Below are 23,169 nucleotides of genomic sequence, written 5' to 3'. Positions count from 1 at the left end.
ATGGTAATTAAGGGTGTCACTGATTTGGTGACGTCACCCCACCTGAAAAGGCCGGTTTCGTCACTGTTTTGGTGACGTCCTGTCACCGTTTTGGTGACGTCAAGGGCTCAGACGTCACCGTTTTGGTGACGTGTCGTCACCAATTTGATGACAGGGTTTTTCTTTTTTTGCTTTCCCGCTGGGTTGTGAACCGCCGCCTTCTGCACCGGGAAATCTGCGCCTTCGCACCATCTGCGATAGAGTTTGCGCCCGACAGGTGGCGAGGCGTGCGGGAGGTGAACCTCGGTCAACTCAAACTCGGGCGCCGTTGCCTGCCCGGCCAGCCCAAGCCGTGCCTGTTGCGTGACGACAAGGAAGCCCTTCGCTTGCAGGTCGTGAAAGGCTCGCGCGGCGGTATTGATGCCGACCCCCAACCGCTCCGACGCCTGCCGAACGCTGAGTTGAATCCGGCCATTGTTGTTCATCTTCGGCCCGCGCCATTCGAGCTTGAGCCACGGATAAAGCGCCTGCGCCACGGGCGGAAGCGCCCGCCAAGCGGGCGTTTCCATCGTTTCACGGACCATTGCGGCGAAGTGTTCGGCACGCTTTTCGTTCCGCCTGTCGCGTCCCATCATGCCCCCTTCGCATGGTGCGCCTTGTGGTGCTTCCGGCAAAGCCAGGTCACCGAAAGCAGGTCGTCATAGTTTTCATGGTGCGCCTCGGCCTTCGGATCGCCACAGACTGCGCACGGCTGGCGCTCGATCACGCCAAGCCGCAAAGCATTCTGCACCGTCAGGTGCGCGAGATAAGCGCGAGGGTGGCGCTTGCGCCACCGCTGTTGCCTCGTGTCCATCACAGCGCATCCCCGCAAAAGTCCGGGTCGAGGCGCTTACCATCGGCGGCATATTTCGCGCACAACGCGCGCATGTAGCCAAGCGCAATCGGGCCGGGTTCCCAGCCGGGCCGCAACGCCTGCACCTCGATCTTCATCGCAAATTCGTGGTCTTCGGTGCCGACAGGGGCGCGCATGAGAATGGTAGGCCAGAGGCGCAGGCAGGTTTCGAGGGTCAGCATCACGCGGCCCCCCGCTCGGCCTGCAGCGCGATCCACGCGAGGATTTCAGCTTCATCGAAGAAACGACGCTTCCCGATGTAAATCGGACGCGGGAAACCCGACGCCGGGTCGGCCAGCCGCCTCCAAAGCCACATGTCGCTCGCGCCGCCGAAGTATTCCGCGCGCAGGCGGGGTGCCGGGATTAGTTTTCGTGCCATTTAGAAAGCCTCCGCTTGACTGGCGTAATGAGGCTTCACCATGGCTAACGCTCATGCCTGGCGGGATTGCGGAAGAAAATCAGAAATTAAAACACAAGGCCCGCGCCTGTTCCCAAGTGTCCCGCGCCGTCTGCTCGGTGCCCGCTGTCATTGGTAAAATGGTGGCGATCTCGGACCATGACGCGCCGCACTCGCGGGCATCGAGCACGCGAAGGTAGGTTAGCCACTTTTCGGTGTGACGGCGCTTTTGAATGGTTTTTCCGTTTCGGTGGATTTGAAACTCTTTGAGCGCCTTTTCCGCCTCTTCGATTTGAGGCCTGATCGGCATATCCAAATCGAAGTCCACTCGAAAATACTTTTCGTCCGGCCCGATATATTTTTTGCCAACCTGCGTGAGTGCCCGGTCATAAAGACGAGGCAAAGCATAATAGGGCTGATCTCCGATCCGGGGATTTGGCAGATGCTCAATAATATGACTCTCAGGGTATATCTTTCGCGTTCCAACACTGAAACCCGCTTTATATGGCGTTTTGACGCCATCCGGGGAAACGGAGTTATCTCGCTTCCAGAGAAGCAGACTATCTTGATATTTCTGATCCTTTTTTTCGTCAAATTCCGTTCTCAAATCGTCGCGGCGTCGCAGGAACTCCCAAAACCAGCGTTCCAAACTCCACGCCGCAGTGTCGCCATACGCACCGGCATCCCGCCAATCGGGCAACCCCCATTCCTTGGCCGGATCTCTCATCACCGCGCCCTCTCGATCCGCACCACGTTCCCGGCCTCGCCCTCAACAAGCACCGCCACCCGCCTCGACCATGCGTCCAGCGCCGCCCGCTTTTCGTCGGCATAGTCGAAACGGTTGTAGACGCCCGCCACGCCGCGCCGGGTGCCGCTGCGGTGGTTCAAGACGGCTTCCACGACATGCGGCGGGAACCGCAACCCCGCCATGCCGGTTGCCGCCGTGCGGCGCAGATCGTGAATTGTGAAGGCCGCGATTGCGACCGGATCGGCCCCCTCGGGAAGATCCTTGTTGACCGCCTCACCCATCAACTTGTCGAGCCGTTCCTTCGCGCGGGTGAAGCCGGAAACCGGGGTTTCGCCCGTGGTCGAGAACGGAAAGCGGCCAATGCGGGGCAGCCCTTCGAGGATCGCCAGCACCTCGGGCGACAGCGGAATAACGTGCTCGTCACCGTTCTTCGAGCGATCGGCGGGCAGGGTCCAGGTGTTCCCGTCCACCTCGCGCCACGTCATTTCCGCCACCTCGCGCAACCGCTGCCCGGTCAACAAGAGGATGTGATAGAGCGGCCCGAACGGATAGCCCAGCCCGTCGCAGGCGTTCCAGAACAGCCGGATTTCGTCATCGCTCAGCACCCGGTCGCGCGGTTTCTCCGGCGCGGGGGGCTTGATGCCGTCCAGCGGATTCGCCTGCACAATGTCCCGGCCCTTCGCCCAATTGAAAAGCGTGTTGAGATGCGCCCGAAGCCGGTTCGCCGTCACGGGGCTGCCCCGGTCAACAATCGCGTCCAGAACCTCGATCACGTCGCGCTTGCTGATCGACTGAATTTCCCGCTCGCCCCACTTCGCCATGATCTCGCGCTTGAACATCGCCGCCACATCGTCGCCGCGCCGGTTGCGGCTCGCGTGCCGCCTAAGAAAGAGGTCGATCACCGCCGCCACCGTGTCGCGGTCTGTCTCGGGCTTGGGCGGTTTCGGAGCCTTTGCGGCCTTCACCTCGCCCGCTGGGTCGCGGCCCTCGGTCGCTGCGGCCAGCATGTCGCGCGCCCGCTGCCGAGCGTCTGCCAGAGAGAGAACCGGATAAGCCCCCAGCGTCATGCGGCGGTGCGTGCCGCCGTGCCTATAGCGCACCTGCCAGCCCTTTTTCCCGCTCGGCTGGACGGTCAGATAAAGCCCGGTGCAGAGGCTATCGGGGATTTCTTGGCGCTTGTCGGTGGGCTTGAGCTTTTCGACGGTCGCGGCGGTCAGCTTCATGTCAAGAAATCTCCTCGGGGGAACAATCTGGGGAACAGAGTTCCCTATATGTAGTGTTCCCCAGCGTTACTAACTTCGCCTAACGTATGCTTCTAAACCCCTTATTTCAATGGGTTTGATGCTCGTATGGTGTTTTGATACGTTAGGCCGCGTTGGCACTAGATTTTTGAATGGCATTCAAGAGGTCAGGGGTTCGACCCCCCTTGGCTCCACCAAAATTCTCCTGAAAAGTAGCAGATAGATCTGCTTTTCCTGTCAGGGGATTTGCCTCTGCCGCGCAGGCGGGCGCCGTTTTCCTTGCGAAAATCCATGCTGCCTCGATCCGCGCCTTTTGGTGTGTCGATCGCCTCGCAACCCTTCCCCAGTCAAACACGAGCATGGTTGCGACCTCCCCGCCCCACGTCCCCGCAACCGCCGGGATGCCCCGCTACAACCGTCGCATCATCGTGGCGCCTTATCGGGATGTGATCTTCACACCGGAAACGGAGCGCAAGCAGACCCGCGCCGCAGCCGAAGCGACCTGCGGGCGATGGATGACGAGGCGGGAGCGGCGCCCGCATCGTGCCGACTCCCCCGATTTTCACCCTCCTTCCGATGCTTGCCTTCGATCTGTGGACACTTGGCGGGGCCGCGGCTTTCGCTATGCTCAGGCTGATCTGACCGGCCCGCCCGGTTTCGTGCCCCCTCCTCCGCGGCGGATCGACTGCCGACCAAAGACCTCCCGTCCTGTTCTCGTGAAAGCCCCGATGACCGAAGACCTGTCCGCTCCGGGGCGCGCGCTTGCCCATGCCGCCACCGCATGGCTTGCAGGCGAGATGTTCCGCGCGCTCAGCCAGGACACGCCCGCGCCGCATCTGCTGCGCGACGAGGCGCAGAGCAATTTCGAGATCGCCTGCATGGCGCTTGAGCGCGCGGGCGTGCTGGCGTCGGCGGGCAGCCATTGGCGCGTGCTGCAACGCGGATATGGCGGTTTTGTCCTGCCCGGGGGCTTCGACGGTGCGGGGCTCGATCTGCTGCTGGCCGGCGTCAGCGCTCAGGCGGGATACGTCGCGGGGTGGGCCGAGGACAAGGACGGTGTCACCCCCGATGGCCCGGTGGAGGTCGCGCTTTGCGAGGCGCTGGTCGGCTGTGGCTACATGGAGGCGCCGCGCGCGCGCCGCTACGGCTGGACCGAGGCTTTCGGCCCGTGGCGGGTCTGGTCGGGCGCCTGGTCACTGCTCGAGTTCGAGCCCGCCACCGAGGAGGAGCGCGCCGAGGCCCTGGCCCGGCTGCCCGCGGCGATCCTCGCGCGGATCGGGGCCACAGGTCACGCGCCCGAATTTCTGCGCCTTCTCTTTGCGCAATGGCGCGACGGGGGCTGGTCCGAGGCGCATGACTGGCGGAACGTGCCATCCGACGACTGGGATCTCGGCCTCGCCGCCGGGCTCTATCTGCATCTGCACGGCGCCTGATCGCAACGCGCCGCGGCGCATTGGCCCGCTGCGGCGCTGGAACCCGGCACGGCGCCCCGGTAGTCTTTGGCCCGGACGACCCGTTGCGGAAGGGGGAGCGATGTCTGGAAAGCCCTGGTCTGGCAAGATCCCCCTCGTGCTGGCGCTGGTGCTGGGGATCGACCAACTGGCGCGCTGGGGCGTCGCCTGGAGCCTGTGGCAGAACACGGCGTTCTTCGACGCGATCGTCGCCGAGGGCGATCTGTCGCGCCGCACCGTCGCGCAATCGCTGCAGCGCACGGGACAAGCGCTCTATCAGGACTGCCGCTGGCATCGTGTCTATCTGATCTATCGCGTGAGAACCTGTTTTTCCCTGAACAAGGCGGATTGGTACACCATCCGCGACGCGGCGGGCGTAGAACATCGCGCGCTCGAGCTGTATTACTGGCCGCCGCGGTCGCTGATGGGGCGCGTCATTCCCGAGGCATGGCTGGACGAGGTCAGCCATCGCGAGGAGATCGTGCTGCGCGTCTCGGAAGACCGAAGCCTGCGCAAATGGGCCCGGCAGGTCAGTGCGGCGAGATAATCCAGGCGATCCCCAGCCAGAGCACGATGAAAATTGCCGCGCGCAAAAGATTTTTCGGGTTGAACGGGTCTTCGTAAGATTTCCTGTGCTGCTGATGGATCTGGATCAGAAGGTCAGAAATTCTTTTGAACATTTCATGCCTCACGCGGTTGGACGAGCGCCTCACAGCCCGAAATGACAGCCGTCCTCGGACGCCCCCCTCCGGGGCGCGCGATGGCCGCGAGGAGTGCCTCTCGCTCGAGGTCTCCCCGAAAAGGGCGATGCCGCCCGCCGGATAGAGGTGAACGACCGCTGTCGGCAAGGGGGGGCGCGTGGCGTCCGGCATCGTGATCATGAGCTTGCCGTTGCGGAAGAAAACACGATCAGAAGCAGGAAGAGCGAAAGCACAAAGCCCAGGCCATAGATCAAACCGGACAGCAGCTGATCTCTGCGGAAACCCGGCCTTTGCATCGAGGCGACCATCGTGGCCGGATCGAGCCAGGAATAGTAGAGCAGCAGGAAATGCAGGTAGGAGGCCGGCTTGCCGCGCGCCTGCCGGATGGCCACGAAGAACGGATAATGCCGCCTCCGCACGAGATGCCGGCTCAGCACGACCATCACGACATGCGTCGCCAGAACCCAGAGAACGACAAGGGCGATCTTCATCCGATCCGGCTCCTCACGGCCAGCCCCGCGGTTCGGGCAGAACGCTCCGGGAACCGCATCCCGACGCGATCCGCCCAGGGCAAAGCGCCAGACAGAGGTGTCCCGCACCGGTGCCAGGCAAGTAGCGCACCTGAGGGGACGCCAGCAGCGACACATGAGCCTTGAAAGATCGCCGCCCTGGCGGGGACGCAGGCGGAACCTTTTGCGCAAAGATCGACACTCTCAAAACCCGGGAACCAGCCAAGACCGAAACGAACGTCTGGAAAGTATCGGATCGGGATGCCACGTCCAGCGAATTTCCAGCGATCCGTCGACGCCTGCGGCAAGCCGGTATCGCCACCGACACCAGCGAGGGCCGCATCCGGACGGGGCCGCGACGCGAAGCGCTGCGCGCTCTGCAGCCTCGTCCACGGGTGTGTCGGACGACCCGAGGCTGATTTGGCGCGATCGCGCGGCCGCGTGTCCAGCTCTGCATCCACCTCCTCAAAACCGGCGTTTTGCGGAGCGCGGCACGAATGCCCGCTTCGGGCCTGCCGCAGAGCCTCGTGACCTTCGCGGCCCCATCTTGCCCGGGTGCGGCAAAGCGGGCAGTGTTCGGACAGATTGACTGGATGTTCATGAGGGATTTGACGTGAAACTCGGGAAACGCGCAGCTTTCGGTTTCCTGTTCGCGGCGTCGATCCTCCCGGTCCTGCCTTCGATCGACAACAGTCTCCGCAGCCACAACCTTGCAAGGCAGCTCGCATCCGCAAACCTGCCGAGCGGGGCCAGGGTCATCAAAAGTTTCGGACGCGTCTACAACGGTGGAAATGGCGGGGGCTGCGACTATCAGGGGCTGGCGATCATTTCGTATTACGGCGAGGTGTCGGCATTGCGCGATGCGTTCCTGCGCGCGCTCCAGGACTATGCTGAGCGCTTTCCAGACGCGAAAATCATGACGGGCGATGCCCTTGATGACGACATATGGGGGGCCAAGATCCGGGGCGGGTTTACGGAGGTTTCGATCCGACCAAACACCGATCATTCTTCGTTGTACCTTGTCGCACTGACCTACGCGCCACGCCATGCGCGCTTCGATCCCAGGTGCATGTGAGGGCCATCGGGAGATCGGGGGTCACAGCGCTGGCGACATTGCGGCCCCGTCTCGTCGGGCGCAGCACTTCCGCATCGCCCGTCAAAGCCGGAAGCCTGGGCGCGCATGACCCGGGGCCGCTTCCGCCTGCCCCCTGCAATCGCTCCAGTCACAACTCAGCCGACAGCTGACCCTTTGCCGCTCCCGCGCGCGCCAGTGGCCGTCTTCGCGCCGATCCCGACGTCGTGGCCCGGGGTCTGTCCGCTCCCAAAACCCCTTTCATTTCATCACAATGCCGATCGAAGCCTTGCGCTGCCCCGTGGGTGGTGCTGTGGTCGATCCTGGCCGCTCCGCCGGTCGTCTGAGCCATGGCACCATCGTGACTGAAGAAGATCCCTCGAAAGTGGAAAATATCCGCGCCGATGTGCGGCAGATGGCACGGGCATTCCTCGCCTCGCCGCGCCGCAACGGGCTTTTCGCGCTCGCCGGGGGGATCGTCGCGGTGATCGGCGTCACCGCCTATATGCAGATCCGGCTGAACGCCTGGAGCCAGCCCTTCTACGACGCGCTCACGCGCAAGGACATGGCCGGCTTCCTGCGGCAGCTCCTCGTTTTCGCGGTGATCGCGGGGATCCTGCTCGCGCTCAACGTCACGCAAAGATGGCTCAACCAGCGCACGCGCCTCGAATTGCGGCGCGGGCTGGTCGAGGATCTCTTCGCCGAATGGCTGGCGCCGCTGCGCGCCTTCCGGCTGTCGAACGCGGGGGCGATCGGAACCAACCCCGATCAGCGGATGGCGGCGGATGCGCAGCACCTCACCGATCTGACCACCGATCTCGGCGTCGGCCTCTTGCAGGCGGGGCTGCTGCTCTTCTCCTTCATCGGGGTGCTCTGGCGGCTCAGCGACGGGATGTCGGTGACGATCGGCTCATTCGTCTTCGCGCCGCCGGGCTACATGGTCTGGTGCGCGCTGCTCTATGCGGGCGGCGCCTCGCTCGCGAGCTGGGCGGTGGGCCGCCCGCTGGTCCGCCTCAATGCCGATCACTATGCGCGCGAGGCGGATTTCCGGTTCGAGCTGGTGCGCGCCTCCGAAAGCATCGAGGCGATCACGATCTATGGCGGCGAACGCCCCGCACGCGCCCGGCTGCTCGAGACCTTCGGCACGATCTATGTCGTGCTGCGGCGCATCGTCGGGGCGGTGACCCGGCTCACCTGGGTCACCGCGGGCTATGGCTGGTTCACGCTGGTGGCGCCGATCCTCGTCGCCGCGCCCACCTATTTCTCCGGGCAGATGAGCTTTGGCGAGCTGATGATGATCGTCGGCGCCTTCAACCAGGTGCAAAGCTCGCTGCGCTGGTTCGTCGACAATTTCGCCGCCGTCGCCGACTGGCAGGCGACGCTGATGCGCGTCGCGGGCTTCCGCCGCGCGGTGATCGAGATGGACGACCTCGGCGCCGAGGCAGGGCGCATCGTCATCACCGAAACCGCCGGGCCGGAGCTGGTCTTCGCCGGGCTGAAGGTCGCGGGGCCGGCGGGCTCGGTCTCGCTGACGGAGGAGCGGATCGCGCTCCGCCCGGGCGAGCGGATCCTGATCGAGGGCGCCCATGGCGAGGGCAAGACGCTCCTTTTCCGCGCGCTCTCCGGGCTCTGGCCCTGGGGCGAGGGCGCGATCACCCGCCCGGCCAAGGACCGTGTGCTCTTCCTGCCCTCCCGCCCCTATGTGCCGAGCGGCTCGCTGCGCGATTGCGTGGCCTACCCCTACCCCGGCTCGAGCATCGAGGACGCGCGCATCGCCGCCGCGCTCGCCGATGTCGGGCTGGGCCGGCTCGCCGGCGATCTCGACACGGTGCATCGCTGGGACCGGCACCTGTCCGAGAACGAGAAGCACTGCCTCTCCTTCGCGCGGGTGATCCTGCATCGCCCCGACTGGGTGGTGATCGACGACGCGCTGAACCTCGTCGCGCGTTCCACCCGGCGCCAGATCGAGACGATCTTCATGGAGCGGCTCACCTCCACCGGCGTCGTCACCATCGGCCATGACGGCGGTCAGCCCGGCTTCTACACCCGCACCGTGGGGCTGCGGCGCGATCCGCAGGGGCTGGTTTTCGACCCCGAGAGCTACGACGTCTGAGGGGGCTTCCGGCCCTCCCCCGGGCGGGTGTAGCTTTCGCAAGACCCCGCCGCGACCCCTTTCGATGGGAGCCTTCCGATGTCCACCCCCCTCGCCATGAACGCCACGCTCGACGCGCTGCTTTCGCGCATGAGCCTCGCCGAGAAGATCGGCCAGCTGAACTATCCCTCGGGCTCGGGCGTCGACACCACGGGCGTCGGCCGCGCCGTCGATGTCGAGACGAAGGTCCGCCGCGGCGAGCTCTGCGGCGTCTCGGTCGGCCGCTCGGTCGCGGAGCGGCGCGCGCTGCAACGGCTGGCGGTGGAGGAAGGGCCAAGCGGCATCCCCCTGCTCTTCGGCAAGGACTGCATCCAGCGCTACCGCACCGGCGGGCCGATCCCGCTCGCGCTCTCGTGCTCGTGGGATCTCGACCTGATCCGCCGCGTCAACGAGATGGTCGCGCGCGAGGCCCGCGCCGATGGCATCACGATCAACTGGGCGCCGATGCTCGACATCTGCCACGATCCGCGCTGGGGCCGGATCGCCGAGGGCAATGGCGAGCTGCCCTACCTGGGCGCGCGGATCGCGGAAACCATCGTGCGCGCCTATCAGGGCGCCGATGGCGACATGGCGCGGCCCGACCGGTTCATGGCGACGCTGAAGCATTTCATGGGCTACGGGCTCGCGCGTGCGGGGCGCGATTATGCCTCGGTCGAGGCCTCGGTCGCGACGCTGATGCGGATCATGGAGCCGTTCCGCGCGGGCATCGAGGCCGGCGCCGGCGCGATCATGGTCGCCTTCAACACGATCAACGACATGCCGGTGACCGCGCATCGGGTGCTTTTGCGCGAGGTGCTGCGCGGGCGCCTCGGCTTTCAGGGCATCATCGTCACCGATTTCACCGCGATCGACCCGGAACTCGTGCATCACGGCATCGCCGCGAACGGGCGCGAGGCGGCCTATCTCGCCTTCAAGGCGGGGGTGAACGTCGATCTGGTGAGCGAGGCCTTCCTGCGCTACCTCCCCGGGCTGATCGCCGAGGGGAAGGAGCACCCCGAGGCCTTTGCCGGCCCCGATGGCGCCTATCGCTTCGGCCCGGTGACCGAGGCGGAGGTGACCGAGCGCACGCGCGAGGTGCTGGTGGCGAAATGGCGGCTCGGGCTTTTCGCCGATCCCTATATCGGCATGGACGAAGCGCTGCGCGACCGGGTCACGGGCACCGCGGCCAACCGCGCGCTGATCCGGGAGGCGGCGGTGAAGTCGATGGTGCTGCTGAAAAACGAGCGCGCCGCGCTGCCGCTCGCGCCCACGACGCGGCTTGCGGTGATCGGCCCGCTGGCGGACGACCGGATCGACCTGCAGGGCACCTGGGCGATCGACGTCGACCCGAAGCAATCGGTGACGCTGCTCGAGGGGCTGCGCGCGGGGGGGGTGAGGGTGCAGCACGCGAAGGGCTGCAACATCGCCGACGATCCCTCGCTCGCCGCGCGGCTCAACATGCACAACCGCGAGATGCCCTCGGTGGTGATCGACCCGCGCCCGCCCGCCGCGATGATCGCGGAGGCCTGCGCCGTGGCCGCCGGGGCCGATGCGATCCTGCTTTGCCTCGGCGAGGCGAAGGAGCATGGCGGCGAAAGCTCGACCCGCGCCGATATCACCCTGCCCGCGGCGCAGCGCCCGCTTTTCGATGCGATCGCGGATCTCGCCGCGCGCGAGGGCAAGCCGCTGATCCTCGTCGCGCTCGCGAGCCGCCCGCTTGCCCTGACGCATGAGGCCGCGCGGGTCGATGCGCTGATCTGGACGGGCCACCCGGGGGCCGAGGGCGGCAATGCGCTCGCCGACCTCTTGACCGGCCGCGCGAATTTCTCGGGGCGGCTCTCGCAGGCGCTGCCGCGCAATGTGGGCCAGCTGCCCTATCGCACCGAGGATCTGCCCTCCGGGCGCCCGATCTGGGGTGCGGGCGTCGATGTCGCGGGCGATACCGAGGTCGGCGCCGGGGGCCACTGGTTCCGCAAGTTCACCACCGCCTGCATCCTCGAAAACCCGATGACGCCGCTTTTCCCGGCGGGCTTTGGGCTCAGCTATACCCGCTTCGACTACGGCGCGATCACCGCGAGCGCGACGGATCTGGCAGGCGATCAGACCCTCACCGTCAGCGTCGCGCTGCGCAATGCCGGCGCGCGCGCGGGGGCGGAGGTGGTGCAGGCCTGGCTCCACGATCTCACCGGCCAGACCGCGCGCCCGAGCCGCCAGCTCGTCCGCTTCGCCCGGGTCGAACTGCCGCCCGGCGCCGAGACCCGCGTCACCTTTACCCTCACGACCGAGGATCTGCGCTACCCGGTGGGCGAGAGCCTCGCCAGCGCCCGGCTCGACTGGGAGCCCGGCGAATTCGACCTGCTGATCGGCCCCAATGCCGAGGAACTCACCCCCGTGCATTTCCGCTGGAGGCGCTGATGCGGCTGTCCGACGCGGCGCTGCTCGATCTCGTGCAGGCGCGCACGCTCGCCTATTTCCGCGATCACGCCCATCCGGTGAGCGCGATGGCGCGCGAGCGTTCGGGCGGGGCGGCCAGCTATGACATCGCCGAAACGGTGACGACGGGCGGCACCGGTTTCGGCATCATGGCGCTGATCGCGGGGGCGGAGCGCGGTTTCGTGCCGCGCGCGGAGGTCGTCGCGCGGATCGCGACGATCACCGATTTCCTCGCCGCCGCGCCGCGCTATCACGGCGCCTTTCCGCATTGGATGAACGGCACCACCGGCGCCACCATCGCCTTTTCGCCGCGCGACGACGGCGGCGACATCGTCGAGACCGCCTTCCTGATGATGGGGCTGCTGAGCGCGCGGCAATGGCTTGGCGCCGACCCGCTTGCCGCGCGGATCGACGCGCTCTGGCGCGCGGTGGACTGGGCCGCCTTCTGCCCCGCGCGCGAGCGGATGATGTGGCACCGCGGCGCGCAGGACGACTGGGCCGTGGGCCTGCCGATCACCGGCTATCACGAGGGGCTCATCGCCTTCGTCCTGGCGCTCGCCTCGCCCAGCCATCCGATCGACCCGGCCGCCTATGAGATCGGCTGGAAGAGCTCCCGCAGCTACTTCAACGGCCGCGAATTCTACGGCATCCGCCTGCCGCTCGGCCCCGATTTCGGCGGGCCGCTGTTCTTCACCCATTACAGTTTCATGGGGCTCGATCCGCGCGGCCTCGCCGATCGCAATGTCGATTATTTCGAGCAGAACCGCGCCCATGCGCTGATCCATCACGCCTACGCGCAGGACAATCCGAAGGGGTTTGCGGGCTATGGCCCGGCCTGGGGGCTGACCGCCTGCGATTGCGAGGGGGGCTATGACGCGTTTTCGCCGACGAACGACCGCGGCGTGATCGCCCCCACCGCGGCGATCGCGTCGCTGCCCTACACGCCCGAACAGTCACTGGCCGCGCTGCGCCATTATCACGAGGATCTGGGCGACAGGCTCTGGGGGCCCTATGGCTTTCGCGATGCGTTCAACGAAACGACGGGCTGGGTCAGCACGAGCCATCTCGCCATCGACCAAGGGCCGATCGTGGTGATGGTCGAGAATGCCCGCTCGGGTCTTCTGTGGCGGCTCTTCATGTCCTGCCCCGAGATCGCCACGGCGCTGGCGAAGATGGGCATGACGCGGGTGCCGCATATCGCCTGAGCGCGCCGACGGGCGGCGCTTGATCCCGGCGCGGCTTTGCGCCACCCTCGGTTCCGGCCATGCAGGGGAAAAACCGGTGGGCGGCGATTTGCTTTCGTATTTTGCGCATTCCGGCACCCCGGGCGCCCCCGCCGACTGGCAGCCGCTGGAGACCCATCTCCGCCAAACCGCCGCGCGCGCCGAAAGCAACGGCGCGCCGCTGTCCCTCGCGCAGGCCGCGCGCCTTGCCGGGCTGTTCCATGACTTCGGCAAATACGATCCCGCCTTCCAGGACCGCCTGTCGGGCAGCAGCGCGCGCGTCGACCACTCGACCGCCGGGGCGAAGCTGATCTGCGACCGGGCCCCGGCGGGCATGCGCCCCGCGGCAGAGATCCTCGCCCAGGCGATCCTCGGCCATCACGCGGGCCTGCCCGATACGACCGGATCGGCCGCGGCGATGACCGCGCGTTTCGACGCCTTCACCGACCGGATCGCACCGGAAATCACCTCCGCAACCGAGGTCGATCTCGTTCCTGCCGGGCGCGAACTCGCCGCGAAGATGCGCAAGGGCGACGGGTTCGACCTCTCGGTCGCCGGGCGGATGGTGTTCTCCTGCCTCGTCGATGCCGATTTCCGCGATACCGAAGCCTATTACGACGCCCTTGAGGGGCGCGCGCGGGATCGCGACTGGCCCGCGCTCGGCGCGTTGCTGCCCGAGCTGCGCTCCGCTTTCGCGCGACACATGGCAGGGTTCGAGGACGGCGATCTGAACCGGCGCCGGCGCTTGATCCTGGACCATGTCCGCGCCGGGGCCGAACGCGCCCCCGGGCTCTTCACCCTCACCGTTCCGACCGGCGGCGGCAAGACGCTCGCCTCGCTCGGCTTCGCGCTCGACCATGCCGCGCGACACGGCCACCGGCGGATCATCTACGCGATCCCCTACACTTCGATCATCGACCAGACCGCCGCGACCTTCCGCGATGTCTTTCGCGGCCTCGGCGAGGTCGTGCTCGAACATCATTCCGCGATCGAGAGCGAGAAGGGCAACGAGGAAGGCCGCGAGAAGGCGCATCTGGCGATGGAGGATTGGGCCGCGCCGATCGTGGTGACGACCAATGTGCAGCTGTTCGAGAGCCTCTTCGCGGCGCGGCCCGGGCGGGCGCGCAAGCTGCACAATATCGCGGGCGCGGTGATCGTGCTCGACGAGGCGCAATGCCTGCCGCGCCCGCTCCTGCTGCCGGCGCTGCGGATGATCGACGTGCTCGCGCGGCACTATGGCTGCACCGTGGTGCTTTGCACCGCGACCCAGCCCGCCTTCGACAGCGCGCAGCTGGAACAGGGCCTGCCGCTTTCCGGCCGCGAGCTTGCCCCCGCGCCCGAGGCGCTGGCGCGCGAGATGCGGCGCGCCCGGATCGTGCAGGGCGGGCCGATGGACGACGCCGCGCTGATCGCCGCGCTCGGCGCCACCGGGCAGGGCATGGTGATCGTGAACAGCCGTCGCCATGCGCTCTCGCTTTACGAAGCGGCGCGCGCCGAAGGGCTCGGCGGGCTCGTCCATCTGACCACGCGCCAATACCCCGCGCACCGCCGCCGCATCCTCGCCGACATCCGCGCGCGGCTGACAGCGGGCACCCCCTGCCGGCTGATCGCGACCAGCCTGATCGAGGCCGGGGTCGACCTCGACTTCCCCCGCGGCTGGCGCGCCGAGGTCGGGCTTGACAGCGTGGTGCAAGCGGCGGGCCGGGTGAACCGCGAGGGGCGGCGGCCGATCGCCGAGAGCACGCTGACCGTCTTCGAGGCCACGGACGCGCCCACCACAGGCGAGATCGAGGCGCTGGCAAAGGCGATGCGCGCCGCCGCCCGCAAATACGATGACCTGCTCGCCCCCGAGGCGATCCGCGACTGGTTCGAGGAGGTCTACTGGCGCGCCGGCGCCCCGGTGCTGGACAAGGAAGGCATCCTCGGGATGTTCACCGCCGCGGGCAGCGGCGTCGCCTTTCAGTACCGCAGCGCTGCCGAGAAGTTCCACATGATCGAGACGCAGATGGTGCCGGTGATCGTCGCAACCGAAGCGGCCGCCGGGGCCGAGGTGACGAGGCTCGGCATCGCCCAGATCTCCTCCGGTACGCTCGCCCGCGCGCTGCAACCCTTCACCGTGCAGATCCCGGCGCGCGACCGCGCCCGGCTGATCGCCAATGGCCACGCCCACTTTGCCGCGCCCGAGCTGCGCGGCGACCAGTTCTGCGTGCTGAAAACCGGCTCGCTCTACCGCGCGGAGACCGGCCTCTGGTGGGAAGGGGCGGAGTATCTGGGCGAGGAAAACTGGCAGATCTGAACCCGCGCGCCCCCGCGTCACCCGCGGCGCTTTCCCCCTTGCGCGACTCGCGCCACGGGATAGCCTGACCCCATTGGGAGGAAGTCATGGCTTACGGCATTCGTCTGCACGTTTGGGGGAATTACGCCCTCTTCACCCGGCCCGAGCTGAAGGTCGAGCGGCAGAGCTACGACGTGATGACGCCCTCGGCCGCGCGCGGCATCCTCGAGGCGATCCACTGGAAGCCCGCGATCCGCTGGGGGATCGACCGCATCCATGTGCTCGAACCGATCCGTTTCCAGCAGATCCGCCGCAACGAGGTCGGCCACAAGGCGCCGGCCGGCAAGGTGAAATCCGCGATGAAGCGCGGCGATCTGGAGGGGCTGCAGCTTCTGGTCGACGAAGACCGCCAGCAGCGCGCCTCAACCGTGCTGGTGCGCCCCGCCTATGTGATCGAGGCGCATTTCACGCTGACACCCCGCGCCGATGCGCGTGACAGCGAGGGCAAGCATCTCGACATCTTCAACCGGCGTGCGGCGCGGGGGCAGTGCTTTCACCAGCCCTGCCTCGGCACCCGCGAATTCGCCGCGAGCTTCGCGCTGATCGAGCCGGGCGCCCCCCTGCCCCCGCGCGCCCCCGAGGCCGAGACGCCCGAGCTCGGCTTTGGCGTGCCGCGCGATCTGGGCTTCATGCTCTGGGACATCGACCACGGCGCGCCGGGGCGGCCGTCGCTCCTGTTCCGCGCGAGCTTGCGCGACGGCGTGCTCGAGATACCCCCGCCCGGCAGCCCCGAGGTGAAGCGATGAGCCTGCTCGCCGCCCTCGTGCGCGCCTATGACCGGCTGCCCGATGCCCCGCCCTTCGGCTATTCGGCCGAGAAGATCGGCTTTTGCGTGGTGCTGAACGGTGATGGCACGGTCACCGAGGTGATCGACCTGCGCGACACCGACAAGAAGCGCAGCCCGCGGGTGATGCTGGTGCCGCAGCCCCCGGTGCGGACCAGCGGCAAAAAATCCTGCTTTCTCTGGGATAAGACCGCGTATGCTCTCGGCGTCACTGCCGGAGAGGCAAAACGCACAGCCGAAGAGCATGCTTTTTTCATTTCAGAACACGAACGCTGGCTGAACGGAACCGAAGACGCCGGGCTACGCGCTTTTCTGCTGTTTCTCTCCCGCTGGACTCCGGAAGACTTCGCGCCTCCGCTCTGGACCGAGGACATGCGAGATCTCAACGTCGTCTTCGCGTTGCAGGAGGAATATCGCGAGCGGTTCTTGCACGATCGTCCTGCAGCGCAGGCAATCTGGCGCCAGGTCAAGGCAGAAAAGGTCGCGCAGACGCGCCTCTGCCTAGTGACGGGCGAGCGTGGCCCGGACTTGGACGTGCACCCGAAGATCAAGGGCGTGTGGGGCGCGCAGAGCTCGGGCGCGAGCCTGATTTCCTTCAACCTCGACGCTTTCATTTCATACGGCCATGAGAATGGCGGCAACGCGCCGGTCTCCGAGGCCGCGGCCTTCGCCTATACCACCGCGCTGAACCGCTTCCTCGCCGATCCGAAGCACCGGTTGCAGATCGGCGACGCCTCGACGGTGTTCTGGGCCGATGCCGAAAACATGGAAAGCGCGGGCACGGCCGAAGACGTTTTCGCCGCGATGTTCGGCGGCGACACGACGGGTGATGATGCCATCGCCACCGCCCGGGTGCGCGACAAGCTCGCCGCGATCCGCGAGGGGCGGCCGCTCGCGCAGATCGCGCCCGAGCTGGAAAAGGGCGTGCGCTTCTGCGTGCTCGGCCTTGCGCCCAATGCCGCGCGGCTGTCGGTGCGGTTCTGGTGGGAAAGCGATTTCGGCACGCTCACCGTGCATTACCAGCGCTTTCTCGACGATACCCGGCTCGAACCGCCCCCGCGCGAGGGCTGGCCGCCGCTCTGGCGCTACCTGGTTGAGCTGGCCGTTCAGGGCAAGCGCGAGAACGTGCCGCCGCTGATCGCCGGCGAGTGGATGCGCGCGATCCTCGCCGGAACCCGCTATCCGCAGACGCTGCTCGCCACCACGCTGATGCGCATCCGCGCCGATGGCACGGTGAACGCGCTGCGCGTCGCGATCCTCAAATCCGTTCTGAAACGCAATTTTTCATGGGAGGTTCCCGTGGCGCTCGATCCCGCCAATACGAACCGGGGCTATATCCTCGGCCGGCTGTTCGCCGTTTACGAAGAGGTGCAACGCGCCGCGCTTGGCGGCTCGGTCAATGCCACGATCAAGGACAAGTTCTATGGCGCCGCCTCGGCCAGCCCGCAGAAGGTGTTCCGCACCCTCGACGCCGGCGCGCAGAACCATTTCTCGAAGTTGCGCAAGCTCAGCCCCGGGCGGGCGGTGAACCTCGAAAAGCTGATCGGCGCGATCACCGAACTGATGGACCCCGCCGCCGACCCGATCCCCGCCACGCTGAACGCCGCCGAACAGGCGCTGTTCGGCATCGGCTATTACCACCAGCGCAGCGACTTCTTCCGCAAGCATGACGACAAGACCCCGGAGGTGACCGAATGAGCCCGCTTTCCCGCCGCCACGATTTCGTGCTGATCTTCGATGTCGCGAACGGCAATCCGAACGGCGACCCGGACGCCGGCAATCTGCCGCGGCTCGATCCGGAAACCAGCCATGGCCTCGTCACCGACGTCAGCCTGAAGCGCAAGATCCGCAATTATGTCGATCTCGCCCATCCCGGCGAGGCGGGCCTGCATATCTATGTCGAGGAAGGCGCGATCCTGAACGAGAAGCACCGCGCGGCCTATGTCGCGCTGCGCGGCGACGAGAAGTCGAAGAAGGACGCGAAGCTCAACCCGAAGGACGATACCGAGGCAAAGGCGCTGCGCGACTTCATGTGCGCGAATTTCTTCGACGTGCGGACCTTCGGCGCGGTGATGTCGACGGGCATCAACTGCGGTCAGGTCAAGGGCCCGGTGCAGATGACCTTCGCAAGCTCGGTCGAGCCGATCCTGCCGGTGGAAATTTCCATCACCCGGATGGCCGCGACCAACGAGGCCGAGCAGAAGAAACGCGCCGAAGGGGCGGAAGAGGGCGACACCCGCACCGACAACCGCACCATGGGCCGCAAGCATATCGTGCCCTACGGGCTTTATGTCGCGCATGGTTTCATCTCGGCCAAATTCGCCGAGCGCACCGGGTTCTCCGAGGCCGATCTCGAGCTGCTCTTCGAGGCGCTGAAAAACATGTTCGAACATGACCGCTCCGCCGCGCGCGGCGAGATGACGACGCGCCGGCTGATCGTCTTCCGCCACGAGAACGCGCTCGGCAACGCGCCGGCGCATGCGCTCTTCGACCGGGTCAGGATCGGCCGCGATGTCGACGGCGAATTCCGCGCGCCCGACGACAAGGGCCTGGGCAACCTCGCCCCGGCGCGCAAATTCTCCGACTACCGGATCGAGATCGACCGCGAGGGCCTGCCCGCGGGGGTCGAGATCCTCGATCTGGTCTGACCGTGGCCGCCGGGAGTGATCCGATCCCGCTCTCGGCGGTGCAGCATGCGGTCTATTGCCTGCGTCAGGCGGCGCTGATCCACCTCGAGCGGCTCTGGGCCGAGAACCGCTTCACCGCCGAGGGCGACGTGCTCCATGCCGTGGCCGACAAGGGCGGCACGCGGCGCGCGCGCGGAGTGCGGCGGGTGCTCTCGCTGCCGCTCGCCTCGGAGCGGCTGAACCTCAGTGGCATTGCCGATCTGGTCGAATTCATTCCCGGATCGGGCGGCGAGACCCCCTTCCCCGTCGAATACAAACGCGGCCGGCCCAAACTCCACCGCGCCGACGAGGCGCAGCTCTGCGCGCAGGCGCTCTGCCTCGAAGAAATGACCGGCCGCCCGGTGCCCGAGGGCGCGCTCTACTACGCCCAGACGAAGCGCCGCGTCACGGTGCCTTTCGACGCCGATCTGCGCGCGCTGACCGAGGCGACGGTGGCGGACCTCGCCGCGCTTTTCACCGCGGGCCGCACCCCGCCGCCGACCGAACACCGCGCCCGATGCAAGGCCTGCTCGCTGATCGAGCTCTGCCGCCCCGAGAGCTACGCCCGCCCGGTGCGCGCCTGGCGCGACCGGATGCTTGCCCGCGCGCTGGAGGAGGAATGAAAAAGCTCCTCAACACCGTCTATGTCACCACCGAGGGCGCCGCGCTGCGCAAGGACGGCGAAAATCTGGTGGCCGAGGTCGAGGGGGCCGAACGCGCCCGCGTGCCCTTGCACATGCTCGCCTCGGTCGTCGCCTTCGGCCCGGTGCTGCTCACCCCGGCGCTGATCGGCACCTGCGCCGAGCGCGGCGTGACGCTGGTGCTGCTCGACCGCAACGGTCGCTTCCAGGCCCGCATCGAGGGCCCGGTCGCGGGCAATGTGCTCTTGCGCCGCGCACAATACCGCGCCGCCGAGACCGGGGAGGAGATCGTCCGCGCCATCGTTCTGGGCAAGGTCGCGAACCAGCGCGCGGTGATCCGGCGCGCGCTGCGCGACTACGGCGCCGAGATGGCGCCCGAGGCCCGCGCCGCGCTCGAGGCCGCGACCGACCGCATCGCACAGATCCTGCGCCGGGTGCAGATGACGGACCGCACCACCGACGCGATGCGCGGCTCCGAGGGCGAGGCCGCGACGCTTTACTTCGGCATCTTCGACCACCTGATCCGCTCCCCCGACGCCGAGCTGCGCTGGACGCAACGCTCCCGCCGGCCGCCGCGCGATGCAATGAACGCGCTGCTCTCCTTCCTCTACACGCTGCTCACCCATGACTGCCGCTCCGCCTGCGAGGCGGTGGGGCTCGACCCGGCGGTGGGCTTTCTGCACCGCGACCGCCCGGGCCGGCCGAGCCTCGCGCTCGACCTGATGGAGGAGCTGCGCGCGCCACTTGCCGATCGTCTCGCGCTCTCGCTCGTCAACCGCCGTCAGCTGCGCGCGGGCGATTTCCGCGCGATGGAAGGCGGCGCGGTGCTTCTCTCCGACGAGGGGCGCAAGACTGTGCTGACCGCCTGGCAGGAGCGCAAGAAGGAGGAACGCCTGCACCCGTTCCTGCAGGAAAAGGCGCCCTTCGGCCTTGTCCCCTTCCTGCAGGCGCAGATGCTGGCGCGGCATCTGCGCGGCGACATCGACGGCTACCCACCCTGGTTCTGGAGTTGAGATGCTGGTCCTGGTCACCTACGATGTGAACACGCTCGAAGAGGGCGGCAAGAAGCGCCTGCGCCGGGTCGCGAAGGCCTGCGAGGACTGGGGCCAGCGGGTGCAGTTCTCGGTCTTCGAGATCGGGGTCGATCCCGCGCAATGGGCGAAGCTGCGCGCGCGGCTCGAGGCGATCATCGCGCCCGAGCACGACAGCCTGCGCTTCTACTTCCTCGGCGCGAACTGGACGCGGCGGGTCGAGCATGTGGGGGCGAAGCCCGCGACGGACCTGAACGGCCCGCTGATCGTCTGAGCCCTGCGAACCGCAAGCGTGCCGTTTTGTCCGGGAGGTTCGCAGGGGGCACAGCTCTTTGACATTGCAAAGTTTTGTGGCGATGGGCGCGGGCCGAAGGCACAGCCCCCGACCCGGCGCGCCCCTCTCGCAGGCGGCCGGGTATTTACGCTGAAATAACAAGGCGGTAGAGATGGAGCAGTCGCCCCCACCCGGGGGCGCGGATCGAAACCGCTCAAATCGGTGGCATTAAAAAGACGCAAGAAGGTCGCCCCCACCCGGGGGCGCGGATCGAAACCGCCGTTTCCACCGTCACCGGCGCCGATGACGCCGGTCGCCCCCACCCGGGGGCGCGGATCGAAACAAAGGAGCGGTCGCCATTGGCAGGCTCAATCAGAAACGTCGCCCCCACCCGGGGGCGCGGATCGAAACGCAGCCGAAAGCGGCACCTCCCTAGGAACCGGGGCGTCGCCCCCACCCGGGGGCGCGGATCGAAACCCTGTTCTGATCGCGCTTGCCGCGCAGGCCGCAGGGGTCGCCCCCACCCGGGGGCGCGGATCGAAACCGGTGCCGCGCGTCCCGGTATTGGCAAGGGAAACCGTCGCCCCCACCCGGGGGCGCGGATCGAAACATCGGCCGCGCGCAAAAGCCGAGCTGGCGCTATCGGTCGCCCCCACCCGGGGGCGCGGATCGAAACGAGGTCTGGGCGCAGCGGTCGGGCAACCCGGCGGGGTCGCCCCCACCCGGGGGCGCGGATCGAAACGTCGGTCTCTCCGGCGCTGCGGATGGATCGGGCCAGTCGCCCCCACCCGGGGGCGCGGATCGAAACGGCGATGATACGCCGCTCACCTTCACGGTCGGCGATGTCGCCCCCACCCGGGGGCGCGGATCGAAACTACAACGCCGAGAAGATGGACAAGCTGACCCGGATGTCGCCCCCGCCGGGGGCGCGGATCGACGCGCGTCGCGCCCGGCCTCTTGCGCAAGCTCCCGCTCTGCAAACGGTGCCGCGAGCGGTCACGACAGATCTTCGGGCGGCCATCTGCCCTCGGGAACAATACCGCCCTTCGTCATGGCGAGACCGTTGCGCAAAGGGGGCTGCACAGCCCCCTTTCCCTGCCCCCAAGACGCAATGACCGTCGAACGACCGCCGCGGCGTGCCCCGGGCGATCGCGCGGCGGGGGCTCGGTTCCGGGCGGGCCGGGGCCGCTCCGCCCGCCGCCACGCGCTCCGCGGTGGGATCACTCCCAGCCGCAGACGCCTTTCACTTCGGTGAAATCGTGGATCCCCCAGTCGGCATATTCACGCCCGTTGCCCGACTGCTTGTAGCCGCCAAAGGGCGCGAACAGATCCCAGGCCGGCCCGTTCACATAGACCGAGCCCGCGCGCAGCTGCCGCGCCACAGCCCGCGCCGTCTCGATGTCCCCTGCCTGGAGATAGGCCGCCAGCCCGTAGGGCGTGTCGTTCGCGATCGCGATCGCCTCCTCCACCGTCTCATAGGGCAGGATCGAGAGCACCGGCCCGAAGATCTCCTCGCGCGCGATGGTCATGTCGTTGGTCACGCCGCCAAAGACGGTGGGCTTCACGAAATAGCCGACATTGCGGCCCTCGGGCTTGCCGGTGCCGCCGGTGACGAGCACCGCGCCCTCGTCGATGCCGGCCTGGATCAGCCGCTGCACCTTGTCGAACTGCAGCGCCGAGACGAGCGGCCCCATCGTGGTGCCCTCGTCCTGCGGATCGCCGATCACCACGCTTTCGGCGGCGCGGCGCGCGATCTCCAGCGCCTCGGCATGGCGGGAAGCCGGCACCAGCATCCGGGTCGGCGCGTCGCAGCTTTGCCCGGTGTTGTTCATCACCCCGATCGTGCCCTCGCTCACCGCCTTTTCGAGGTCGGCATCGGGCAGCACGATATTGGGCGACTTGCCGCCCAGCTCCTGCGCCACGCGCTTCACCGTCTCGGCGGCGGTGCGCGCGACGATGATGCCGGCGCGGGTCGAACCGGTGAAGCTCATCATGTCGACATCCGGGTGGCCCGCCATCACCTGGCCCACTTCGGGGCCGGTGCCGTTGACCATGTTGAACACGCCCTTCGGCAGGCCCACCGCGTCCATCATCTCGGCGAAAAGCACGCCGCTCATCGGCGCGATCTCGGAGGGTTTCAGCACCACGGTGCAGCCCGCGATCAGGGCCGGGGCGACCTTGCACATGATCTGGTTCATCGGCCAGTTCCAGGGCGTGATCAGCCCGCAGACGCCGACCCCCTCGCGCAGGATCCGGGTGGTGCCGCGGCTTTCCTCCCAGGCGAAGCTTTCGGCCGCCGCGATCGTCGCCTCGAGATGGCCCTGCCCGGCATAGGCCTGCGCCTCGCGCGCCCAGGTGATCGGCGCGCCCATCTCGTGGCTGATCGCCTGCGCCATCTCCTCGTAGCGCTCCATATAGACGGCGAGCAGCCGCTTCATCGCGGCGATGCGCTCTTCCACCGGCGTCGCGTTCCAGCCCGGGAAGGCGGCACGCGCGGCGGCGACGGCGCGGTCGACATCGGCGGCACTGCCGGCCGAGATCTTCGCATAGGCGAGCTCGGTCGCCGGGTCGATCACCTCGATCTCGGCGGGGGTGACGGGGGCCACCCAGGCGCCGTCGATGTAGAAGTGCAGGGAATGGGTCATGTCCGGTCTCCGGGCG

At 67.4% G+C, this 23,169-nt stretch carries 22 protein-coding genes and 1 CRISPR repeat array; of the genes, 13 read left to right on the top strand and 9 right to left on the bottom strand.

The features are described from left to right. Positions 1-107: 107 nt before the first annotated feature. The 6 genes from AB7U46_RS15650 to AB7U46_RS15625 form a co-directional block, all read right to left on the bottom strand. Complete coding sequence (locus tag AB7U46_RS15650) at positions 108-614, bottom strand: hypothetical protein (protein ID WP_428337919.1); 507 nt, start codon at positions 612-614, stop codon at positions 108-110. Next, on the bottom strand, positions 611-832 hold the full coding sequence (locus AB7U46_RS15645) for a hypothetical protein (protein ID WP_428337918.1): 222 nt from the start codon (positions 830-832) through the stop codon (positions 611-613). The genes AB7U46_RS15650 and AB7U46_RS15645 overlap by 4 nt, the downstream gene beginning before the upstream one ends. Then, entirely contained in the window at positions 832-1,053 is a 222-nt protein-coding gene (locus tag AB7U46_RS15640) for a hypothetical protein (protein WP_428337917.1), read from the bottom strand. Before AB7U46_RS15640 ends, AB7U46_RS15645 begins: the two co-directional genes overlap by 1 nt. Further along, positions 1,053-1,250, bottom strand: a complete 198-nt coding sequence (locus tag AB7U46_RS15635; RefSeq protein WP_428337916.1) for a helix-turn-helix transcriptional regulator — start codon at positions 1,248-1,250, stop codon at positions 1,053-1,055. Before AB7U46_RS15635 ends, AB7U46_RS15640 begins: the two co-directional genes overlap by 1 nt. Before the next feature lie 79 nt (positions 1,251-1,329). Next, positions 1,330-1,995, bottom strand: a complete 666-nt coding sequence (locus AB7U46_RS15630) for a hypothetical protein (protein WP_428337915.1) — start codon at positions 1,993-1,995, stop codon at positions 1,330-1,332. Further along, a complete protein-coding gene (locus AB7U46_RS15625; RefSeq protein ID WP_428337914.1) occupies positions 1,995-3,239 on the bottom strand; it encodes a tyrosine-type recombinase/integrase in 1,245 nt (414 codons plus the stop codon). Before AB7U46_RS15625 ends, AB7U46_RS15630 begins: the two co-directional genes overlap by 1 nt. A 746-nt stretch (positions 3,240-3,985) precedes the next feature. Here AB7U46_RS15625 and AB7U46_RS15620 point away from each other — a divergent pair. Both AB7U46_RS15620 and AB7U46_RS15615 read left to right on the top strand, forming a co-directional pair. After that, complete coding sequence (locus tag AB7U46_RS15620) at positions 3,986-4,690, top strand: hypothetical protein (protein ID WP_428337913.1); 705 nt, start codon at positions 3,986-3,988, stop codon at positions 4,688-4,690. Between the two features lie 100 nt (positions 4,691-4,790). Then, entirely contained in the window at positions 4,791-5,255 is a 465-nt protein-coding gene (locus AB7U46_RS15615) for a hypothetical protein (RefSeq protein ID WP_428337912.1), read from the top strand. Here AB7U46_RS15615 and AB7U46_RS15610 read toward each other — a convergent pair. Beyond that, the gene (locus AB7U46_RS15610) at positions 5,239-5,388 is read right to left on the bottom strand and encodes a hypothetical protein (protein WP_428337911.1); all 150 of its coding nucleotides are present in this window, start codon (positions 5,386-5,388) and stop codon (positions 5,239-5,241) included. The genes AB7U46_RS15615 and AB7U46_RS15610 overlap by 17 nt on opposite strands. Before the next feature lie 197 nt (positions 5,389-5,585). Beyond that, on the bottom strand, positions 5,586-5,900 hold the full coding sequence (locus tag AB7U46_RS15605; protein ID WP_428337910.1) for a hypothetical protein: 315 nt from the start codon (positions 5,898-5,900) through the stop codon (positions 5,586-5,588). Positions 5,901-6,531: 631 nt separating this feature from the next. Between AB7U46_RS15605 and AB7U46_RS15600 the strand changes: the two genes are divergently transcribed. The 11 genes from AB7U46_RS15600 to cas2 all read left to right on the top strand — a co-directional run bounded on the left by AB7U46_RS15600 (position 6,532) and on the right by cas2 (position 20,508). Further along, positions 6,532-6,993 (top strand): hypothetical protein, encoded by a 462-nt coding sequence (locus AB7U46_RS15600; RefSeq protein WP_428337909.1) that lies wholly within the window; start codon positions 6,532-6,534, stop codon positions 6,991-6,993. A 310-nt stretch (positions 6,994-7,303) separates the two neighbouring features. Beyond that, complete coding sequence (locus AB7U46_RS15595; RefSeq protein ID WP_428337908.1) at positions 7,304-9,103, top strand: ABC transporter ATP-binding protein/permease; 1,800 nt, start codon at positions 7,304-7,306, stop codon at positions 9,101-9,103. A gap of 78 nt (positions 9,104-9,181) precedes the next feature. After that, positions 9,182-11,536 carry a glycoside hydrolase family 3 N-terminal domain-containing protein gene (locus AB7U46_RS15590; RefSeq protein ID WP_428337907.1) on the top strand — a complete coding sequence of 785 codons (2,355 nt, stop codon included), beginning with the start codon at positions 9,182-9,184 and terminating at the stop codon, positions 11,534-11,536. Then, positions 11,536-12,759 carry a glucoamylase family protein gene (locus tag AB7U46_RS15585; RefSeq protein WP_428337906.1) on the top strand — a complete coding sequence of 408 codons (1,224 nt, stop codon included), beginning with the start codon at positions 11,536-11,538 and terminating at the stop codon, positions 12,757-12,759. The genes AB7U46_RS15590 and AB7U46_RS15585 overlap by 1 nt, the downstream gene beginning before the upstream one ends. 76 nt (positions 12,760-12,835) lie before the next feature. After that, positions 12,836-15,073: a CRISPR-associated endonuclease Cas3'' gene (locus AB7U46_RS15580; RefSeq protein WP_428337905.1), complete on the top strand. Its 2,238-nt coding sequence runs from the start codon at positions 12,836-12,838 to the stop codon at positions 15,071-15,073. An 86-nt stretch (positions 15,074-15,159) separates the two neighbouring features. Then, positions 15,160-15,858: a type I-C CRISPR-associated protein Cas5c gene (gene cas5c / locus AB7U46_RS15575; protein ID WP_428337904.1), complete on the top strand. Its 699-nt coding sequence runs from the start codon at positions 15,160-15,162 to the stop codon at positions 15,856-15,858. Then, entirely contained in the window at positions 15,855-17,594 is a 1,740-nt protein-coding gene (gene cas8c / locus AB7U46_RS15570) for a type I-C CRISPR-associated protein Cas8c/Csd1 (protein ID WP_428337903.1), read from the top strand. Before cas5c ends, cas8c begins: the two co-directional genes overlap by 4 nt. After that, complete coding sequence (gene cas7c, locus AB7U46_RS15565; protein WP_428337902.1) at positions 17,591-18,544, top strand: type I-C CRISPR-associated protein Cas7/Csd2; 954 nt, start codon at positions 17,591-17,593, stop codon at positions 18,542-18,544. Before cas8c ends, cas7c begins: the two co-directional genes overlap by 4 nt. A gap of 2 nt (positions 18,545-18,546) precedes the next feature. Further along, the gene (cas4, locus tag AB7U46_RS15560) at positions 18,547-19,185 is read left to right on the top strand and encodes a CRISPR-associated protein Cas4 (RefSeq protein ID WP_428337901.1); all 639 of its coding nucleotides are present in this window, start codon (positions 18,547-18,549) and stop codon (positions 19,183-19,185) included. Then, positions 19,182-20,216, top strand: a complete 1,035-nt coding sequence (gene cas1c / locus AB7U46_RS15555) for a type I-C CRISPR-associated endonuclease Cas1c (RefSeq protein WP_428337900.1) — start codon at positions 19,182-19,184, stop codon at positions 20,214-20,216. The genes cas4 and cas1c overlap by 4 nt, the downstream gene beginning before the upstream one ends. A 1-nt stretch (position 20,217) precedes the next feature. Beyond that, positions 20,218-20,508, top strand: a complete 291-nt coding sequence (cas2, locus tag AB7U46_RS15550; RefSeq protein WP_428337899.1) for a CRISPR-associated endonuclease Cas2 — start codon at positions 20,218-20,220, stop codon at positions 20,506-20,508. Positions 20,509-20,688: 180 nt separating this feature from the next. Continuing rightward, a CRISPR array of direct repeats spans positions 20,689-21,383; the repeat unit is 31 nt; unit sequence GTCGCCCCCACCCGGGGGCGCGGATCGAAAC. 345 nt (positions 21,384-21,728) lie between these two features. Here cas2 and AB7U46_RS15545 read toward each other — a convergent pair. After that, positions 21,729-23,153: an aldehyde dehydrogenase family protein gene (locus tag AB7U46_RS15545; protein WP_428337898.1), complete on the bottom strand. Its 1,425-nt coding sequence runs from the start codon at positions 23,151-23,153 to the stop codon at positions 21,729-21,731. Positions 23,154-23,169 lie beyond the last annotated feature (16 nt).

The sequence above is a fragment of the Paenirhodobacter sp. genome (genome assembly GCF_050177655.1).
Classification (GTDB): domain Bacteria; phylum Pseudomonadota; class Alphaproteobacteria; order Rhodobacterales; family Rhodobacteraceae; genus Rhodobacter.
Note: the sequence above shows the minus strand (reverse complement) of the source record. Positions and strands in the feature narration are given on the sequence as shown.

Excerpts from the sequence above, each read along its gene's own strand:
- AB7U46_RS15650 (WP_428337919.1), bottom strand. The coding sequence starts at position 614 with ATGATGGGACGCGACAGGCGGAACGAAAAGCGTGCCGAACACTTCGCC.
- AB7U46_RS15645 (WP_428337918.1), bottom strand. The coding sequence starts at position 832 with ATGGACACGAGGCAACAGCGGTGGCGCAAGCGCCACCCTCGCGCTTAT.
- AB7U46_RS15640 (WP_428337917.1), bottom strand. The coding sequence starts at position 1,053 with ATGCTGACCCTCGAAACCTGCCTGCGCCTCTGGCCTACCATTCTCATG.
- AB7U46_RS15635 (WP_428337916.1), bottom strand. The coding sequence starts at position 1,250 with ATGGCACGAAAACTAATCCCGGCACCCCGCCTGCGCGCGGAATACTTC.
- AB7U46_RS15630 (WP_428337915.1), bottom strand. The coding sequence starts at position 1,995 with ATGAGAGATCCGGCCAAGGAATGGGGGTTGCCCGATTGGCGGGATGCC.
- AB7U46_RS15625 (WP_428337914.1), bottom strand. The coding sequence starts at position 3,239 with ATGAAGCTGACCGCCGCGACCGTCGAAAAGCTCAAGCCCACCGACAAG.
- AB7U46_RS15620 (WP_428337913.1), top strand. The coding sequence starts at position 3,986 with ATGACCGAAGACCTGTCCGCTCCGGGGCGCGCGCTTGCCCATGCCGCC.
- AB7U46_RS15615 (WP_428337912.1), top strand. The coding sequence starts at position 4,791 with ATGTCTGGAAAGCCCTGGTCTGGCAAGATCCCCCTCGTGCTGGCGCTG.
- AB7U46_RS15610 (WP_428337911.1), bottom strand. The coding sequence starts at position 5,388 with ATGTTCAAAAGAATTTCTGACCTTCTGATCCAGATCCATCAGCAGCAC.
- AB7U46_RS15605 (WP_428337910.1), bottom strand. The coding sequence starts at position 5,900 with ATGAAGATCGCCCTTGTCGTTCTCTGGGTTCTGGCGACGCATGTCGTG.
- AB7U46_RS15590 (WP_428337907.1), top strand. The coding sequence starts at position 9,182 with ATGTCCACCCCCCTCGCCATGAACGCCACGCTCGACGCGCTGCTTTCG.
- AB7U46_RS15585 (WP_428337906.1), top strand. The coding sequence starts at position 11,536 with ATGCGGCTGTCCGACGCGGCGCTGCTCGATCTCGTGCAGGCGCGCACG.
- cas5c (WP_428337904.1), top strand. The coding sequence starts at position 15,160 with ATGGCTTACGGCATTCGTCTGCACGTTTGGGGGAATTACGCCCTCTTC.
- cas8c (WP_428337903.1), top strand. The coding sequence starts at position 15,855 with ATGAGCCTGCTCGCCGCCCTCGTGCGCGCCTATGACCGGCTGCCCGAT.
- cas7c (WP_428337902.1), top strand. The coding sequence starts at position 17,591 with ATGAGCCCGCTTTCCCGCCGCCACGATTTCGTGCTGATCTTCGATGTC.
- cas1c (WP_428337900.1), top strand. The coding sequence starts at position 19,182 with ATGAAAAAGCTCCTCAACACCGTCTATGTCACCACCGAGGGCGCCGCG.
- cas2 (WP_428337899.1), top strand. The coding sequence starts at position 20,218 with ATGCTGGTCCTGGTCACCTACGATGTGAACACGCTCGAAGAGGGCGGC.
- AB7U46_RS15545 (WP_428337898.1), bottom strand. The coding sequence starts at position 23,153 with ATGACCCATTCCCTGCACTTCTACATCGACGGCGCCTGGGTGGCCCCC.